This window comes from Rhizobium sp. P28RR-XV (assembly GCF_012641385.1).
Classification (GTDB): Bacteria; Pseudomonadota; Alphaproteobacteria; order Rhizobiales; family Rhizobiaceae; genus Rhizobium.
This window is the reverse complement of record NZ_JABAIG010000013.1, coordinates 20,858-34,752: the sequence shown is the minus strand read 5'-3', so window position 1 is coordinate 34,752 and position 13,895 is coordinate 20,858. Positions and strand designations below refer to the sequence as shown.

Annotated in this window: 18 protein-coding genes and 2 tRNA genes; 13 read left to right on the top strand and 7 right to left on the bottom strand. The window is 56.7% G+C overall.

Annotated features, from left to right (window positions below; genetic code table 11):
- Nucleotides 1–263: 263 nt before the first annotated feature.
- From HGP12_RS25725 to rplU, 4 genes are all read right to left on the bottom strand, one after another.
- The gene (locus HGP12_RS25725) at nt 264–851 is read right to left on the bottom strand and encodes a GNAT family N-acetyltransferase (RefSeq protein ID WP_168841959.1); all 588 of its coding nucleotides are present in this window, start codon (nt 849–851) and stop codon (nt 264–266) included.
- Complete coding sequence (locus tag HGP12_RS25720; RefSeq protein WP_149637926.1) at nt 848–1,483, bottom strand: GNAT family N-acetyltransferase; 636 nt, start codon at nt 1,481–1,483, stop codon at nt 848–850. The genes HGP12_RS25725 and HGP12_RS25720 overlap by 4 nt, the downstream gene beginning before the upstream one ends.
- Nucleotides 1,484–1,612: 129 nt before the next feature.
- Nucleotides 1,613–1,882: a 50S ribosomal protein L27 gene (rpmA, locus tag HGP12_RS25715; RefSeq protein ID WP_004127267.1), complete on the bottom strand. Its 270-nt coding sequence runs from the start codon at nt 1,880–1,882 to the stop codon at nt 1,613–1,615.
- Nucleotides 1,883–1,914: 32 nt separating this feature from the next.
- Nucleotides 1,915–2,232, bottom strand: coding sequence for a 50S ribosomal protein L21 (gene rplU, locus HGP12_RS25710; RefSeq protein ID WP_004127263.1), 318 nt, complete (start codon nt 2,230–2,232; stop codon nt 1,915–1,917).
- A gap of 306 nt (nt 2,233–2,538) precedes the next feature.
- Here rplU and HGP12_RS25705 point away from each other — a divergent pair.
- The 3 genes from HGP12_RS25705 to HGP12_RS25695 all read left to right on the top strand — a co-directional run bounded on the left by HGP12_RS25705 (nt 2,539) and on the right by HGP12_RS25695 (nt 4,473).
- Nucleotides 2,539–2,628: transfer RNA gene (locus HGP12_RS25705), tRNA-Ser, on the top strand.
- 498 nt (nt 2,629–3,126) lie between these two features.
- Entirely contained in the window at nt 3,127–4,263 is a 1,137-nt protein-coding gene (locus HGP12_RS25700) for a Fic family protein (RefSeq protein ID WP_168841960.1), read from the top strand.
- A gap of 120 nt (nt 4,264–4,383) precedes the next feature.
- Nucleotides 4,384–4,473: transfer RNA gene (locus HGP12_RS25695), tRNA-Ser, on the top strand.
- A 306-nt stretch (nt 4,474–4,779) separates the two neighbouring features.
- On the opposite strand, the gene HGP12_RS25690 is transcribed toward HGP12_RS25695, so the two are convergent.
- Nucleotides 4,780–5,076: a hypothetical protein gene (locus HGP12_RS25690; RefSeq protein WP_168841961.1), complete on the bottom strand. Its 297-nt coding sequence runs from the start codon at nt 5,074–5,076 to the stop codon at nt 4,780–4,782.
- 111 nt (nt 5,077–5,187) lie between these two features.
- On the opposite strand from HGP12_RS25690, the gene HGP12_RS25685 reads away from it, so the two are divergent.
- The 6 genes from HGP12_RS25685 to HGP12_RS34870 all read left to right on the top strand — a co-directional run bounded on the left by HGP12_RS25685 (nt 5,188) and on the right by HGP12_RS34870 (nt 7,841).
- The gene (locus tag HGP12_RS25685) at nt 5,188–5,541 is read left to right on the top strand and encodes a hypothetical protein (RefSeq protein ID WP_168841962.1); all 354 of its coding nucleotides are present in this window, start codon (nt 5,188–5,190) and stop codon (nt 5,539–5,541) included.
- Between the two features lie 179 nt (nt 5,542–5,720).
- Nucleotides 5,721–5,960, top strand: coding sequence for a hypothetical protein (locus HGP12_RS25680; protein ID WP_168841963.1), 240 nt, complete (start codon nt 5,721–5,723; stop codon nt 5,958–5,960).
- A 62-nt stretch (nt 5,961–6,022) separates the two neighbouring features.
- The gene (locus HGP12_RS25675; RefSeq protein ID WP_168841964.1) at nt 6,023–6,250 is read left to right on the top strand and encodes a hypothetical protein; all 228 of its coding nucleotides are present in this window, start codon (nt 6,023–6,025) and stop codon (nt 6,248–6,250) included.
- An 81-nt stretch (nt 6,251–6,331) separates the two neighbouring features.
- Complete coding sequence (locus HGP12_RS25670; protein ID WP_168841965.1) at nt 6,332–6,700, top strand: hypothetical protein; 369 nt, start codon at nt 6,332–6,334, stop codon at nt 6,698–6,700.
- 24 nt (nt 6,701–6,724) lie between these two features.
- The gene (locus HGP12_RS25665) at nt 6,725–7,027 is read left to right on the top strand and encodes a hypothetical protein (RefSeq protein WP_168841966.1); all 303 of its coding nucleotides are present in this window, start codon (nt 6,725–6,727) and stop codon (nt 7,025–7,027) included.
- Between the two features lie 580 nt (nt 7,028–7,607).
- On the top strand, nt 7,608–7,841 hold the full coding sequence (locus tag HGP12_RS34870; protein ID WP_409526854.1) for a hypothetical protein: 234 nt from the start codon (nt 7,608–7,610) through the stop codon (nt 7,839–7,841).
- Nucleotides 7,842–8,030: 189 nt separating this feature from the next.
- Here the strand turns inward: HGP12_RS34870 and HGP12_RS25660 are convergent, their stop codons facing one another.
- Both HGP12_RS25660 and HGP12_RS25655 read right to left on the bottom strand, forming a co-directional pair.
- The gene (locus HGP12_RS25660; RefSeq protein ID WP_168841967.1) at nt 8,031–8,426 is read right to left on the bottom strand and encodes a cupin domain-containing protein; all 396 of its coding nucleotides are present in this window, start codon (nt 8,424–8,426) and stop codon (nt 8,031–8,033) included.
- A gap of 235 nt (nt 8,427–8,661) precedes the next feature.
- Entirely contained in the window at nt 8,662–9,582 is a 921-nt protein-coding gene (locus tag HGP12_RS25655) for an alpha/beta fold hydrolase (RefSeq protein ID WP_168841968.1), read from the bottom strand.
- A 158-nt stretch (nt 9,583–9,740) separates the two neighbouring features.
- Here HGP12_RS25655 and HGP12_RS25650 point away from each other — a divergent pair, with 158 nt between their 5' ends.
- The 4 genes from HGP12_RS25650 (at nt 9,741) to HGP12_RS25635 (ending at nt 13,880) form a co-directional block, all read left to right on the top strand.
- Complete coding sequence (locus HGP12_RS25650; RefSeq protein ID WP_168841969.1) at nt 9,741–10,208, top strand: winged helix-turn-helix transcriptional regulator; 468 nt, start codon at nt 9,741–9,743, stop codon at nt 10,206–10,208.
- A gap of 217 nt (nt 10,209–10,425) precedes the next feature.
- On the top strand, nt 10,426–11,088 hold the full coding sequence (locus HGP12_RS25645; protein ID WP_168841970.1) for a flavin reductase family protein: 663 nt from the start codon (nt 10,426–10,428) through the stop codon (nt 11,086–11,088).
- 355 nt (nt 11,089–11,443) lie between these two features.
- Nucleotides 11,444–12,121: an invasion associated locus B family protein gene (locus HGP12_RS25640; protein ID WP_168841971.1), complete on the top strand. Its 678-nt coding sequence runs from the start codon at nt 11,444–11,446 to the stop codon at nt 12,119–12,121.
- A gap of 13 nt (nt 12,122–12,134) precedes the next feature.
- Nucleotides 12,135–13,880, top strand: coding sequence for a ShlB/FhaC/HecB family hemolysin secretion/activation protein (locus HGP12_RS25635; RefSeq protein WP_168841972.1), 1,746 nt, complete (start codon nt 12,135–12,137; stop codon nt 13,878–13,880).
- Nucleotides 13,881–13,895: the final 15 nt, after the last annotated feature.

Genomic DNA, 13,895 nt, shown 5'->3' with positions numbered 1-13,895 from the left:
CGTCCGTCACCCGGTGTCGGCGCATATCCCTTCGGATCGAATGGATTCGGAAAAGCCTATGCGCTCTTTATCGATTTCAGCCGCCCTTTGCGCATTCATGGGGACGCATCGGCTGGCCATTTACCCGTCATGTCGCCTTCGATATAGGCGCTTCGGGCTGAGGTCAAAGAATATCGTGCAGCCGACGTGTCATAACATCAAGAACAACGCGATTGGTGTAACGCTACCGCCGGCCGGGCCGGCGATAGCGGGTTTTCAAGGCTTCACGCTGCCTGCGAGAGCCGCAGCGCGCCCGGCATCAGCACGGTTTCGATATGCGGAACCATGGTGTTGCGGGCAAAGCTGTAGATCTCCGAGCATCCGGTGATCTCGAAGCCGAGCTTCTGCTGCAGCTTGAGCGACGCCGGATTGTCGGCGAAGGCGCCGGAATGGACGGCGACTTCGGGCATGCGGCGGGCAAAGCGTTCGAGCGCAGCCTTGACCGCTTCGGTCATGATGCCTTGCCGCCAGTAGTAGCGGTTCAGCCAGTAACCGAGGTGCCAGCGGCCGTGGCGGAGCTCGATACCGACGCAGCCGATATGGGCATCATCCCGCTCAGTGATGGCCAGCTGCCAGTCAAGGCCGAGGCCGGAGGTGTGCTGGACCAACCAGTCGAGCGCATCCTGCCGGTCATAGGGCGCGGGCACGCGGGCCAGCATGCGGGTAACGGCGAAATCGGAAAGCGATTCCGCGATCATATCGGCGTCGCTGAGCCGGTGCGGGCGCAGCGTCAGTCGGCCGGTCTGGATGACCGGCGCCGGGCCGGGCATCAGCATTCTGGCATCGCGGCGGGTGAGGGCGAGAGCGTTCATCTCATGCCTCCCCAGCTGCGCAACGACATCCAGGTCTTGCGGTCGAGCCTGTACCATTCGACCGGCACGGTGCTGCCGAGCGCCAGCGAAGCGGCAAGGCCGGATCCCTGGAACTGGAAGCCGCACTTCTGGACGACGCGCCTGGATGCGACGTTCATGACCCGGCAACGGGCGTCGATTTGGGCGACGTTTTCGCGGGTGCGGAAGACCATGTCGACGAGGGCATGGGCGGCTTCGGTCGTATAGCCCTGGTTCCAGTAGGGTTCGCCCAGCCAGTAGCCGATCTCGACGGTGTTGGGATCGCCCGTGGGCTCGACCCCGCAGCAACCGAGAAAGGCGCCGTTGTCGGCTTTGGTAATCGCATAGACGCACTTGCCAATCTCGCCAAGCTTCGTGCGTCGCACGAAATCGGCGGCATCATTGGTCGTATACGGGTGCGGCATACGCGATACCATAGTGGCGACGTTGGCGTTGTTGGCGAGATGGGCAAGGGCGTCGATGTCTTCTTCGTGGGGCGCGCGTAGAACGAGCCTTTCCGACAGTAAGACGGGGCAATCGGTCCTTAACCTATCCGGCCTCAGCCGTTCTTCGGGAGACCTTGATTGGTCTTCCCTTAACAATTCGCCTTGCATGGTTCAGTCCTCCTTGGTTGAGGGTAAAGAAAAAGGGGAGATGGCGCCCCATCTCCCCTTTTTTCTTGACTGAACCTTGTAGCGTCAGCCGGGTCGATGAGACGCCGGCTGTTTTAGAGCGCTACCGGCTTATTCCGCTGCTTCCGCTTTCGGCATTACAGACACGTACACGCGGCCATTGGCCTTCGTACGATAGTTCACGTTGCCCGCCGTAAGCGCAAAAATCGTGTGATCCTTGCCGAGGCCAACGTTGGAACCCGGGTGCCACTGCGTGCCGCGCTGACGCACGATAATGTTGCCTGCGATGACGGCTTCGCCGCCGAACTTCTTCACGCCAAGGCGCTTGGATTCGGAATCGCGACCGTTGCGCGAGGAACCGCCAGCTTTTTTGTGTGCCATTGGAGTTCTCCTTTAAACCTTGATCCCGTTACTTACTTGGCAGCCACGATGTCCGTGATGCGGACGACCGTGTGATGCTGGCGATGGCCGCGCGAACGCTTCGAGTTCTGACGACGGCGCTTCTTGAAGGCGATGACCTTCTTGCCGCGGTTGTGCTCGACCACTTCGGCCTTGACGGAAGCGCCCTTGACGAAGGGAGCACCAATCGCAGCGTCGGCGCCTTCGCCGATAACGAGGACTTCGGTGAATTCTACGGTGCCGCCGGCGGTGACTTCGAGCTTCTCGATGGTCAGCACGTCGTTGGCTGCCACACGGTACTGCTTACCGCCGGTCTTGATGACTGCGAACATTTTTTATCCTTTCATGTTCGTTCCGGCTCTCTCGCCATTAAGGACGAGCGGCCGTCTTTTTATCAGTCGAAACTTAGCAGGGATTCCAAAGGCTTGAGGTCCTCGAAAAGATCTGCCGGTGAAACCCCGCGCAAAGCGGGGCTGCCAAGGCGCGGACTTATCCACACCTATTGCGCCGCACGGGATATATAAGCGCCCCTAATCTGTCAAGGCAAAAGGATGAAAAGCTTTCATATTCGCCCTTGCCATCCCCCCCGACTGTCGCTATGTAGCCCTCCGCGCTCAAACGCGCCGACCAGCATAACCGGAGAGGTGGCAGAGTGGTCGAATGCACCGCACTCGAAATGCGGCATGCCTGCAAGGGCATCGTGGGTTCAAATCCCACCCTCTCCGCCATTTTGGGCCTTGATGCCTAGAACTCCTCCAAGCTTTCTCATTATGGCGTATGCGTCCAAGTCGCGTATCTACCGGGATAAATGATCGTTGAGCCGGCAACCGCGTTACGTTCGCTTGTTGCGATTCATCATGCTAACCAGCGATATTTTGTAGGATCGTGGGCCGAACCGATTGGCAGTTCGCTGCGCGGAGATTCGCGTAACCGCTGTGGTGGAGAGCTGCGCAGTTGCCAAAACCATGGGATTTTTCGTCAGTTGAATTCCGGAATTGAGCAAAAATGGAAGAGAAAGCTGTTTGTATCTCCTCCGTGGCACTCAAATCGCGTTGACTTTCAAAAAAGCTGATTTTTGGAATTCAATGTCTTTGGACTCTTATCGGTGAGAGCCAAGAGGGGTAGACTTCCAAAAATCGCATTTTTTGGTGGACAAGCTTGGTTGCTTCCTGCATGAGACAGGCAACCACATTTGTATGTCAAAAAATAGGGAAATTGGAAATCAAATGGTTGAGCGTTCCGGCTTAGATTTGTCAGAAGCAGTGGAATATCACTATGATGAGTTTCCGCCTAATAAGATTGACGCCAATCGCCTGATAATGCCGATCGCATCTGCATCGGCGGCTTTGGCGCGTTACGATCAGATGCTGAAGGGTATGCACAACAGCGAGATATTGCTTGCTCCGCTGCGGAACCAGGAAGCGGTGGTGTCGTCTCGTATGGAAGGCACTGTCAGCACATTGGACGAAGTGTTACGATATGAAGCCGACCAAGAGGAAAGCGGTGATGAGGCCGGAGGCCATTATCGTAATGAGGCTATTGAGGTATTCCTTTACAGCCGAGCGCTTGGCGCGGCCCAGCGCAGCATTGAGCAGGGAGCGCCGCTTTCCAGTTTTCTAATCAAGAGCGCGCATCGTGTGCTGCTTGGCTTTGGTAGAGGAGCGCATCTTTCGCCTGGAGAGTTCAAAACTGAACAGAATTATCTAGCAGATCGCCTGCGCCGGAAGGTGCATTTCGTTCCGATGCGACCGGAGCAGCTTCAAGACGGGATGGACCGTCTCTTTGCTTTTATTGAATCTGATGACTGGCAGATTTTGATTAAGACGGCAGTGGCGCATCTCGAATTTGAAGCACTACATCCCTTTAAGGATGGCAATGGCAGAATTGGCCGAATGCTCATTACTCTCATGCTGTGGAAATATAGAGCAATCTCGGCTCCGCACTTCTATATCAGTAGCTACTTTGAGGATCGCAGAGACGAATATATCGACCGCATGCGGGAAGTTTCGAAATCGGGAGCATGGACAGATTGGATCGTCTTTTTCTTGGAAGCCCTTGAAGAACAAGCGCAGAAGAACTTGGCAACTGCTGAGCGTATTCGAGACCTCTATGAAGATTTGAAACGCGAATTCCCGCAGATCCTAACGTCGCAATGGAGCACAGCTGCATTGGACTTCTTGTTCTCGCGACCAGTCTTCAGGAATAATGTGTTCACCAAGAAGTCTGGGATTCCGGAGACGTCTGCGCACCGTTTTACACGCATCCTTGCGGAGCGCGGCCTTATTCGCACACTAGAACCTGCCGCGGGCAGGCGCCCCGCTCTCTACAGTTTCGAGCCACTGTTACAGATTGTCCGGGAGTAGCCACAGTGTCGGCACATGGCACTAGGAACTTCTCGGACCCAGACGCAAAATTGTATGCCATCCTATCCTTCTCTCGCTATGAGACAGCCCGCGCCGAGAAACGCGCCGACCAGCATAACCGGAGAGGTGGCAGAGTGGTCGAATGCACCGCGCTCGAAATGCGGCATGCCTGCAAGGGCATCGTGGGTTCAAATCCCACCCTCTCCGCCATAAACATGTGTGTTATCATATAGTTATGATGTTTATGCTCGCAGCAAACGTCGTCGGCTCAGATTGACTGCGATGACAAATGATCATAGGGCCATGCTAAAGGCGCTACCCAGCAAATCTGCTTCTTGGAATTTAACTCAGATCTTGGATTGCCGCAGGCAAGCAACCATGGATGCGGATTTAACACGTTGCGACGGACATGTTAAACAAATCGAGTTTTTTAACTTATCAAGTCGCACATGTTAAACCCGTCTTACCGGCTTCCCAATCTGACATCGCTTCACGAGTTAGAAACCATCGAGGTTTTCAAGGCGCTCGCAGTGTCGCGCCCGAATATTTGCGTTCATTAGCTTTGTCGAGGATGGCTAGGACTTCAACACACCAGCCCGCGGCCCATTGCAGCGCATGGATGATCGGAAGCGACGTGTACCCATAAGTCTGGACGCGGATAGATGACCGCGCATGGTCGATCGCGTCGATGATCCTGCCCTCGCGCTGTTCGGCCGGCGTGAAGCAGATGATCATTTTCGCCTCGACGAGCTGTCCCGCATAGACCGGGCTCGCAAACGTGAAGGCGGCAACCGGAATAGGGATGATTCTCATCTCGTTTCCATAGCATACCGGGGCATTTCACTCGTCCCCTCAATTTTCGAGGATTCTCGTTTAGCCTATAGGGAGATACACTTACAAAGAGCAAACGGACGGGAGACATGCATGTACGGCCCTGACGATGAAGCCAGACATTTGCTGGAGACGTTACTGTTCACGTTCAAAATGATCCTTCACAATAAGGAACATCAGCGGCGGATTGCCCAAGGTTTTCTGGATGCGAAGCAGCTGATCGCCACGGACTATAGCGCTGAATCCAGAGCTCGACCGGCTGTCGAGGCGTGTCTCAAAAAATTCGACGCCCTTAAGGCTACGGAAGATTTTGCCGCAATGGGATGGATGTTGGCGGCAATCCAGGAGCGTTTGACCGAGGAAGATCTGCCAGAATGGGAAAAGCTCGAAAAGCTGGCAGACAAAGCAGTGTCATTCTTGCCTGTGAAGAAGCATCGTATCCAGTAAACCAGTGACCTGACCTCGTTTCTGCTTTGCCGTTCATGAAATCGATCTCGCCAGTGCTTTACGGACTAATTCTCGCACACCCTTAGTTGCACTATCAAGGAAACCTTCTAGTCGCTCCCTGTTAAGCTTGACTCTTCCCCCAAATGAGAACATTTATAGAACAAATTGAGGAAGACGCCATGAGTACCGCCGAGAAATTTATTGTCCTGCCGTATCGAAAGAACCGCGGCAACCTAATACCAGGCGAGATGCGTCAGGCATCGAGCGGGCCGTCCGCGGAGAAGATCGCGGCTTCCATGGCTTCCCGATTTGTTGGCGTTGCCGCTTATGCGGTCATGGTCGAGGACGAGACCGGCGACATGTCGTCGCCGCGCCTGCTGGCAAAGCATGGCGAAATCGCCGACCTGAACGCCGCCTGAGATTGACCGAAAATTTGAATTTGAACCACCGCAGCGATGTGGCGGAATGAGGACGTGTGACTATGACTGCCGAACCGATCGCCACTGAAGAACCTGAACTTGATCCGGTTGAAGCGGCGCTTGCCCTATATGGCGGTGACGCGCGCGCAACGATTGCCGCGGCCCTGGGCATGCTGCAATTCGTTCGCGGGCAGTTGGCATTGACGGAAGCGGCCATGTGTCACGGCTTTACAAGAGGCTTCACGCCGGTTTACGAGCCGGCGCCTCATCTCGAACCAATCCGAAGCTGATAAACCTGCGGGCCGTCATGCCCACGGCATTTGGAGGATGAGAATATGTATCTGCGAGAGAGATATTTCCGGGAAATCGGAATGTGGCCGACTGTCGATCTGCGCGACGGCTATTTTACCATCCTGTGCCCACAAACAGATGAGGAAGCACATCCCCTTCTGCGACAAGAAATCTTCCGGCTGCAGTCCGCCAACAAGTTTGAATATTTTTTCAAGGGAGAAGAGACGTTCAACGGCGTCGTTAACACCGGCCCGTCAAAAAACTGGCTCGAAATCGCCTGGTGTGAGGCCGCCGGCACTGCAGCCATTCTTTATAATGGCGAAGGTATCCCTTCTAGGGTGCAATGGTTCGATGGAACAACGCCGGATGAAGCGATAGATCAGTGGTGCGAAGAGTTCGTGGTTCCTTGGACCGAAACCTACGGCAGTAACGAACCTTCCACCCAGTAAATGCCAGAGAAAGCCGCAAGCCGAATGGATGTCATTTCGGCGTCCACGCTATCGTCCTATGCCAACGGCTCGTACTACGTCAAAATCGCCTGCGCGCACTGTCGCATCAAGCGCTTCTACGACCCGGTCGATTTGGTGCAGCTATGCGGAAATATTTCGGTTCGGCGCATCGCACGGCAGTTCCGCTGCGAGCAATGCAATAAGAAGGATTACCTGACCGCCGACTTGGTTAGCCCTCCATCGAAAGAGCTCGTCGGTATGAACGTGCGACGGCTCGTTCAGATCAGGATTATTCGCAAGCCGGTTTGGAAGGACGTGAAGCTGTAGGAGCTTCCGATCGCGGCGAGGCGACTTTCACGCGATTTCGATGAATGCTCGGTTCATCGGGAGGATGTAATGTCCAAGCCGATTCTGCAGATCACCGTTCTTATTGCTTTAACCGTAGCTCTTGGAGTTTCGACGCGAGCTGAAGCGACCAACACTCCCTGTAGCGGCCACAAAGGCAGCATCGATCACTGCCAGGGCTTGACCTTCATTTGCAACGACGGATCGGTCAGTGCGGGTAAGAAATCATGTGAGATTTATATGGGCGGAGCTGCCCTGCTCGGATCGACGCCGGCTGATATGGAACCGACGTCTTCAATAGATTGCTCATGCCGCACTGGGTCCTAATGTGTCGAGCCACCCGGCGTCCATTACTGCCTTACCGATCAAGGCAGAAAGAGCAATGCGGGAACATTTGGGGTCGACGAATCGCACGACAGTTCCGATGAGAGCAATGCAACGGGAAAGTCTATCTAACGGCCGACCTGGTGAGCGCTCCATCAAGAGAGCTCGTCGGCGTTAGCGTGCGACGGCTTTCCTTTTGTGCGGCCCACCGAAACATTGTTTCATTGATCGCGTAAGGGTGCCCTACGGCTTCAGTACCGCCGAGAAATTCATTGTCCTGCCGTATCGAAAGAACCGTGGCAACCTTGCGCCGGGCGAGAAGCGGCAGGCATCCAGCGTCCCGTCTGCGGAGAAGATTGCGGCTTCCATGGCTTCCCGGTTCGTTGGCGTTCATAAGCTCGTAGCTTCGATGCCGTTCTTCACGGCACCTCTCGATCTTGCGAACCAGAGCTATACGAGTGGCAGACATTGAAAGGGCGTTTCATGCTCATTTCAGGAAGGTCGCTTATCCCGCGGCTGTGCGAACATTTTCGCCCCCAACCGGACGTTTGCATGAGAGGTTCGTTGCCTAGCCTTCGAGCCCTGCCTCTCCCGCCATATTGGCTTTTGTTGCAGGCCATTATCAAGCGAGCTGATCCACCAAGAAATCGCCGAAAATTCCTCAACCCTCCGGAAACCGATAAACCACCTCCCCAAACGATCCAGTCGGGAAGACGTAGAAGAATTTCAGGTTGGCGGATGATTCGTTGCGGATGCCGTGTTCGGCGTTGCCGGGGATGAAGACGGTGGTGCCGGGCTTGACCGCCGTTTCCTGTCCATCGATCCGGACGATGCCGGTTCCTTCGAAGATGAAATAGATTTCCGATGGGTCATGGCGATGCGGCTTGAGCTCGCCGCCGGGCGCGAGTTCGGCGATGCCGGCGCTCATGCTGTCGGTGGGGGTGATGTCGCTGCTCAAGAGCGTGTGCCAGGATATGGAGCCGTGGACGGGGTCGTTCCATCCGTCGCGCGGTCGCTCTTCGGCTGTGGTGATAACGGCTTGCGATCGCTTGGTCATTTTGCCTCAAAACGTTGGGTCAGCAACCATGCGAGACGGTGTCGCAACCCTGGAGAATGTCAATTGGATGGGCATTCTATCCGTTGAAATCGGCTGCCGTTCGCCGGCTTTCGATAGTTTTCCCAAGACGCTATGAGGCGGGGCGGCAGGGGTCAAGCCATGCTGTGGTTAACAGAAGCGGGAAGGCATTCTCGCTCCTGCTCCTTGCCTCGAAGTTGGTCCTGAAACGCGATGCTCAGGTCCGACGAACGAAATCCGATATCAGGCTTGATATGGCCTCCGGCGCATCTTCGAAGCAATAATGACCGACGCCTGGGAGGCGTTCTATGGAGGCAGACGGAAAGATGGCGGAGAAGAGCGGCAGGAAATGTTCTGCATGCAGCGTCCGGTCCGCCTCTCCCCAGATGGCGAGCGCCGGTTTACTGCGGATGATAGACCCAGCCGCCGGATCGGGCGTTTCGAATTGATGTGTGCCGGTTGCAAAGCCCTTGGCCCAGCCGAGCGCGCCACGGCACTCGGCCTCGTTTGCAAAGGGCGAGCCATAGGCATCGAGCCAGAGATCGGTGATGACGGCGTTGTTTTCGAAGCCATTGAGCTTGAGTGTGCTGAGGATATTGAAGCCGAGATTGTTAAGCACCGGCCCCAGCGTCCCGTCGGCCTCGGCCTTGGCGATCCATTGGAACCAGGGCGATACAGCTGTATTGGCTGTCAGCCGATCGAGAAGATCTGGTTGACCGAAGAGCGTCGGCCCGTTTGCCGAGATGATGCGGTGGATGCGATTGGGATGACGCGCGGCAAAGCCCATGCCGACCGGGCCGCCGAAATCATGCATGACGAGGGTGATGTCGGTGAGGCCGAGAGCTATGATGAAGGCTTCCAGATTAGCGACGTGATCCTGCAGCCAATAGCTGCGGCCGGCCGGTGTTTCGCTCTTGCCGAACCCCATATGGTCGGGAACGACGACGCGGTGCGTGGGGCTCAGCGTCGAGATGAGATGGCGAAACAGGTAGCCCCAGGTCGGCTCGCCATGCAGGCAGAGAATGATCTCGCCATCGCGCGGGCCTTCATCGACGTAATGCATCCGAAAGCCCGGTGCGTCGGTGAACTGTGGTGCGAAGGGAAATGTGCCGGCGAAGGTCGCATCAGAGGGAATCACGGTTGCTCTCCTAATGTGGTTTTAGTTTGAAACTATGATTCCAGTATCTCTTGTGGTTTTAGTTTGCAACCGATATGTTGGGCTGATGCTGCGGGCGCTCATTCGCGTTCCTGGAGCGACACGGACGAATATGCGTAAACAGGCGAAAGCAGGGCAGCATGGCCAAGAGAATAAGCCACAAGGATTCAATGTGCGGGGTGGCGCGGCCGCTGGATGCGATCGGCGACTGGTGGTCGCTGCTGATCATCCGCGATGCCTTTGATGGCCTGCGGCGTTTCGGGGAGTTTCAGAAGAGCCTCGGCCTTGCCAAGAACATTCTCTCGGCCCGGCTGCGCAATCTCGTCGCTCACGGCATCATGGAAACCGTGCCAGCCTCCGATGGCGGCCCCTATCAGGAATATGTACTGACACGGAAGGGGCAGGGCTTGTTTCCGCTGCTGGTCGCGCTTCGCCAATGGGGCGAGGATTTCTTCTTCGAGCCCAATGAGCCGCATGTGACGCTGGTCGACAGAGCGACAAAGCTGCCGGTGCGGCGGCTGGAATTGCGGGCACAGGATGGGCGGATGCTTATGGCGGAGGATACCGTGATCGTGTTGCCGCCGCTCGCCGCCGGTGAGCGTGAATAAGTTAGCCGTCAAAGTTTTTGCCTGCCCTTTAGTGGAGTTTACTCGGCGACCGGGCATTCGGCGCAGAAACGCCGAGAAAAAGTGAAATCGGCGTTGTCAGAGGATTGCCTGAGTGAATGAAGGCTGGCGTACCGGCCCTGGAGCAATAGTTCGGTCACGGCCGAACTATTGCAGGCGTCATGTCGGCTACACTGGAACTCTCAAAGGAGAGTTTGCAATGTTGACAAACGCAGCCGAATTCAACGCAACCGAGAGCGATCGCGAGCATATCGAAATCAAGCCCAGCGTGCTTTATGTCGGCACTCCCGTCGTGCTGATTACGAGCCTCAACCCTGACGGCACGACAAATATCTCGCCGATGTCCTCGTTTTGGGCTCTATATGATCGAGTCGTTCTGGGACTGACATCAACCAGCAAGGGCCAGGAAAATCTCCTGCGCGAGCGTCAGCTGGTGCTGAATTTTCCGTCGCCGGAGTTGTGGCCCAAGGTCGAAGCGATCGCGCCCACCACAGGCCGCGATCCCGTTCCCCCGCACAAGGGAAAGATCGGCTATCGTTTCGAGGCCGACAAGTTCGAGGTCGCCGGTTTGACGCCACACCCTGCCGATCTCGTGCGGCCTCTGCGCATCGCTGAATGTCCGATCCAGTTCGAGGCGGAGGTGGTGGCGGCGCATCCTCCCGGCGCCGAATGGCCTTCGGAGCGTGCCGAAGCCTTCTCCATCATCGAAGCGAAGGTTCTTCGCGTCCACGCACACAAGAATATCGTCATCGCCGGAACCAATCACATCGATACCAGGAGATGGAGCCCGCTGTTTTACGTGTTTCGACATTATTTCGGCACCGGGCCGGACCTCGGACGCACTTTCAAGGCCGAGAGATGATGCATGCAATTTCAGACGACGCCATGTGAGACAGCATGCGAGTAATGCATGGCGTTCAGTCCGCGCGCCATAGAGTGGTGTGGAGCTGGCAGGGTCGCGGGAACCAAAAGCGAGACATTTTATTCAATTGCTGAACGCTTGTGTTGCAGATTTTACACGACTATCTGAAAACGAGCGTGTGGCGTGGCGTGACGCCGCTACTTTTCGCTGTACTTTCTCAGGGATCTGCTATTGATCGCATCAGGCCCATGATCGGCTACACCGTGTTCAGGTGAATCTTCATGAATTTTGACCGACATGCTGATTGAGCAAGGCGCGCCTTGCGCAAGCGGATGGCTTTGACTTGGTAGTTTGGATGTCCCCCGCAATTAGGTCTTTCTCCTTTAAGACCTTCACCTCTGTCGCGCTCCTTTCTTCGGCGCTGGTTGCATTTTCCGCGACCGCGCAGGAACAGCCCGCTCCGGCGGCTGCCAGTATGTCGTCCGGCGCCGGTTCTGCTCCGAGCGCGGCCCCTCAAACAGAAGAACAAAAGCAAGCACCTCAGGCGCGCGTTCAGAAATTTGATGATTGGTACTATCGCTGCATCGACGGAAAGGCGGCGGACGGTTCGGCATTGACGAACTGCGAAGTTGCTCAGATCGCAACGGTCAAGCAGGGCGACCAGGATGTGAACATATTGACGCTGGCGGTTGCCAAGGTGCCTGCTCCGGCCGCAACGGACAAAAAGACGGCAAAGCAGTCACCAGCCGATCTGGTGCTGACGACGCTCGTACCGCTCAACATGTACATTCCCGCCGGGCTTGGCATCGATGTGGCGGACAAACCCGTCGTCCAGTTGGCCTACCGCAACTGCAATCAGGCCGGCTGCTGGGCGCAGCAGAAACTGGACGGGAAGATAGTAGCCGCTCTCGCCGAGGCGACGGATGGCACCGGCCATGTGCAGATGATGAATGGCCAGAAGGTCAACATCAAGTTCTCGCTGAAGGGATTGTCGGCGGCGCTCGATGCGCTGCAGAAGGCCGCTTCGAACTGACCGGGGCAGACTTATGACGTCAATCTCGCGCGCGGCGACCGCGATAGGCGGGCTTTTGGCAGCGGTTCTCGCGGCTTCGGCCGCCGTCGCGCAGACGCCGAGCGACGACTTTGCGCGCCGGCAGGCACAGGAAGCTGAGCAGCAGCGGCTGCAGAGCTTGGGCCAGATGACGCCGAAGCCTTCTCCGGCCGAAGTTCAGCAGCCTGCGGCTGCTGGCGGCGGCAAGTCCGGCCCGTGCTTTGCCATCACCCATATCGAGGTCGAGGGCGTCAAGCAGTTTTCGGCCGGCGCGATCGACAAGGTCACGGCTCCTTACGCGAACCGCTGTGTGGGCGTCGGCGAGATTAATGCACTGCTGCGCGACCTGACCCATCTCTATCTCGACAAGGGGTTTGTCAGCTCCCGTGTCTATGTGCCGGCGCAGGATATCGCCAAGACCAAGGTGCTGCGCCTCGTTGCCGTCGAAGGCACGCTTGCAGACATCTACATCAACGGTAAACCGGCGCCAGATTCCGGTGCGATGGGTTCGGGTATGATCGCCACGGCCTTTCCCGGCATGAAGGGCAAGATCACCAATCTGCGCGACATCGAGCAGGGTCTCGACCAGATCAACCGCCTGACCTCCAACAATGCCAAGACGGCGATGCTGCCCGGCAAGACCGACGGCACCTCGATCCTCAATATCGAGAACAAGCCCAACCACCCCTGGCATCTTTCCTTCGGCAACAGCAATCTCGGTCAAGAGCAGACGGGATACTCCAAGAGCTCGGCCTCGATCGGCTACGACAATCTTTTCGGCATCAACGATCAGTGGAATTTCGGCTACGAACATACCGGCCCGGATTATCCCTGGCGCGACGATGGCCATGGCAAGAGCAATAGCTATTCCGGCAATGTCAGCGTGCCCTATGGCTACTGGACCTTTTCCGCCAATGGCTCCTGGTACGAGTATGACAGTTCCGTTCCGGGCAATTTCGGGCCGCTCAATACGTCAGGCGACAGCAAGCAGGTCGGTATCGGCGCCGATCGGGTGATTTTCCGCGATAAGGATTCGATCACCACCTTCAACAGCGGATTGACCTATAAGGAAACCAACAATTTCCTGCTCGGCAACAGGATCGAGGTCGGCAGCCGCAAATACACGGTCGGCGATCTCGGCCTCTCGCATTCGCGCCGCATGCTGGGTGGCCTCTGGGTCTTCGATCTCTCCTACAGCCAGGGGCTCAATCTCTTTGACGCCGTCGCACCTGGCGATGCCGGGGCAGGCAACGCAGATCCCCGCTTCTCGAAGTTCACGGGCACGATCACCCTGACGCGACCTCTCCAGGTGGCGGAGCAGCATTTCGAGATCAATTCGATCGTCACCGGGCAATATTCGCCCGACAACCTGTTCGGGGCCGAGCAGATCTCGGTCGGCGGCTACTCCTCGGTGCGCGGTACGCGCGAGACGATGCTGTTCGGCAATAACGGCTTCTTCATCCGCAACGATCTCATCTGGCGAACGCAGCCATTTGCCGAGAATGCCCAGCTTGCGAAGATCCTCGGAGAGTTCAGGCCTTATGTCGGTCTCGACTACGGGCGGATCGCCCGCCAAGCCAGCTACCAGATTTCAGGCGGCGACATGCTTGGCTGGACGGTCGGCGCCAAGCTCGCCGGCGGCAATGTCAATTTCGATATGGGCTATTCGGACGTTCTCGGCGGCACAGTCAGCCGGCGAGACTCCGGGCTTCTGTTTGTCAGTACATCAGTGAGGTGGTGATCATGAGCAATCACA

What these genes read in the sequence shown, in the direction of transcription:
- HGP12_RS25725 (WP_168841959.1), bottom strand. Translation starts at nt 851, where the DNA reads ATGAACGCTCTCGCCCTCACCCGCCGCGATGCCAGAATGCTGATGCCC.
- HGP12_RS25720 (WP_149637926.1), bottom strand. Translation starts at nt 1,483, where the DNA reads ATGCAAGGCGAATTGTTAAGGGAAGACCAATCAAGGTCTCCCGAAGAA.
- rpmA (WP_004127267.1), bottom strand. Translation starts at nt 1,882, where the DNA reads ATGGCACACAAAAAAGCTGGCGGTTCCTCGCGCAACGGTCGCGATTCC.
- rplU (WP_004127263.1), bottom strand. Translation starts at nt 2,232, where the DNA reads ATGTTCGCAGTCATCAAGACCGGCGGTAAGCAGTACCGTGTGGCAGCC.
- HGP12_RS25700 (WP_168841960.1), top strand. Translation starts at nt 3,127, where the DNA reads ATGGTTGAGCGTTCCGGCTTAGATTTGTCAGAAGCAGTGGAATATCAC.
- HGP12_RS25690 (WP_168841961.1), bottom strand. Translation starts at nt 5,076, where the DNA reads ATGAGAATCATCCCTATTCCGGTTGCCGCCTTCACGTTTGCGAGCCCG.
- HGP12_RS25685 (WP_168841962.1), top strand. Translation starts at nt 5,188, where the DNA reads ATGTACGGCCCTGACGATGAAGCCAGACATTTGCTGGAGACGTTACTG.
- HGP12_RS25680 (WP_168841963.1), top strand. Translation starts at nt 5,721, where the DNA reads ATGAGTACCGCCGAGAAATTTATTGTCCTGCCGTATCGAAAGAACCGC.
- HGP12_RS25675 (WP_168841964.1), top strand. Translation starts at nt 6,023, where the DNA reads ATGACTGCCGAACCGATCGCCACTGAAGAACCTGAACTTGATCCGGTT.
- HGP12_RS25670 (WP_168841965.1), top strand. Translation starts at nt 6,332, where the DNA reads ATGTGGCCGACTGTCGATCTGCGCGACGGCTATTTTACCATCCTGTGC.
- HGP12_RS25665 (WP_168841966.1), top strand. Translation starts at nt 6,725, where the DNA reads ATGGATGTCATTTCGGCGTCCACGCTATCGTCCTATGCCAACGGCTCG.
- HGP12_RS25660 (WP_168841967.1), bottom strand. Translation starts at nt 8,426, where the DNA reads ATGACCAAGCGATCGCAAGCCGTTATCACCACAGCCGAAGAGCGACCG.
- HGP12_RS25650 (WP_168841969.1), top strand. Translation starts at nt 9,741, where the DNA reads ATGGCCAAGAGAATAAGCCACAAGGATTCAATGTGCGGGGTGGCGCGG.
- HGP12_RS25645 (WP_168841970.1), top strand. Translation starts at nt 10,426, where the DNA reads ATGTTGACAAACGCAGCCGAATTCAACGCAACCGAGAGCGATCGCGAG.
- HGP12_RS25640 (WP_168841971.1), top strand. Translation starts at nt 11,444, where the DNA reads ATGTCCCCCGCAATTAGGTCTTTCTCCTTTAAGACCTTCACCTCTGTC.
- HGP12_RS25635 (WP_168841972.1), top strand. Translation starts at nt 12,135, where the DNA reads ATGACGTCAATCTCGCGCGCGGCGACCGCGATAGGCGGGCTTTTGGCA.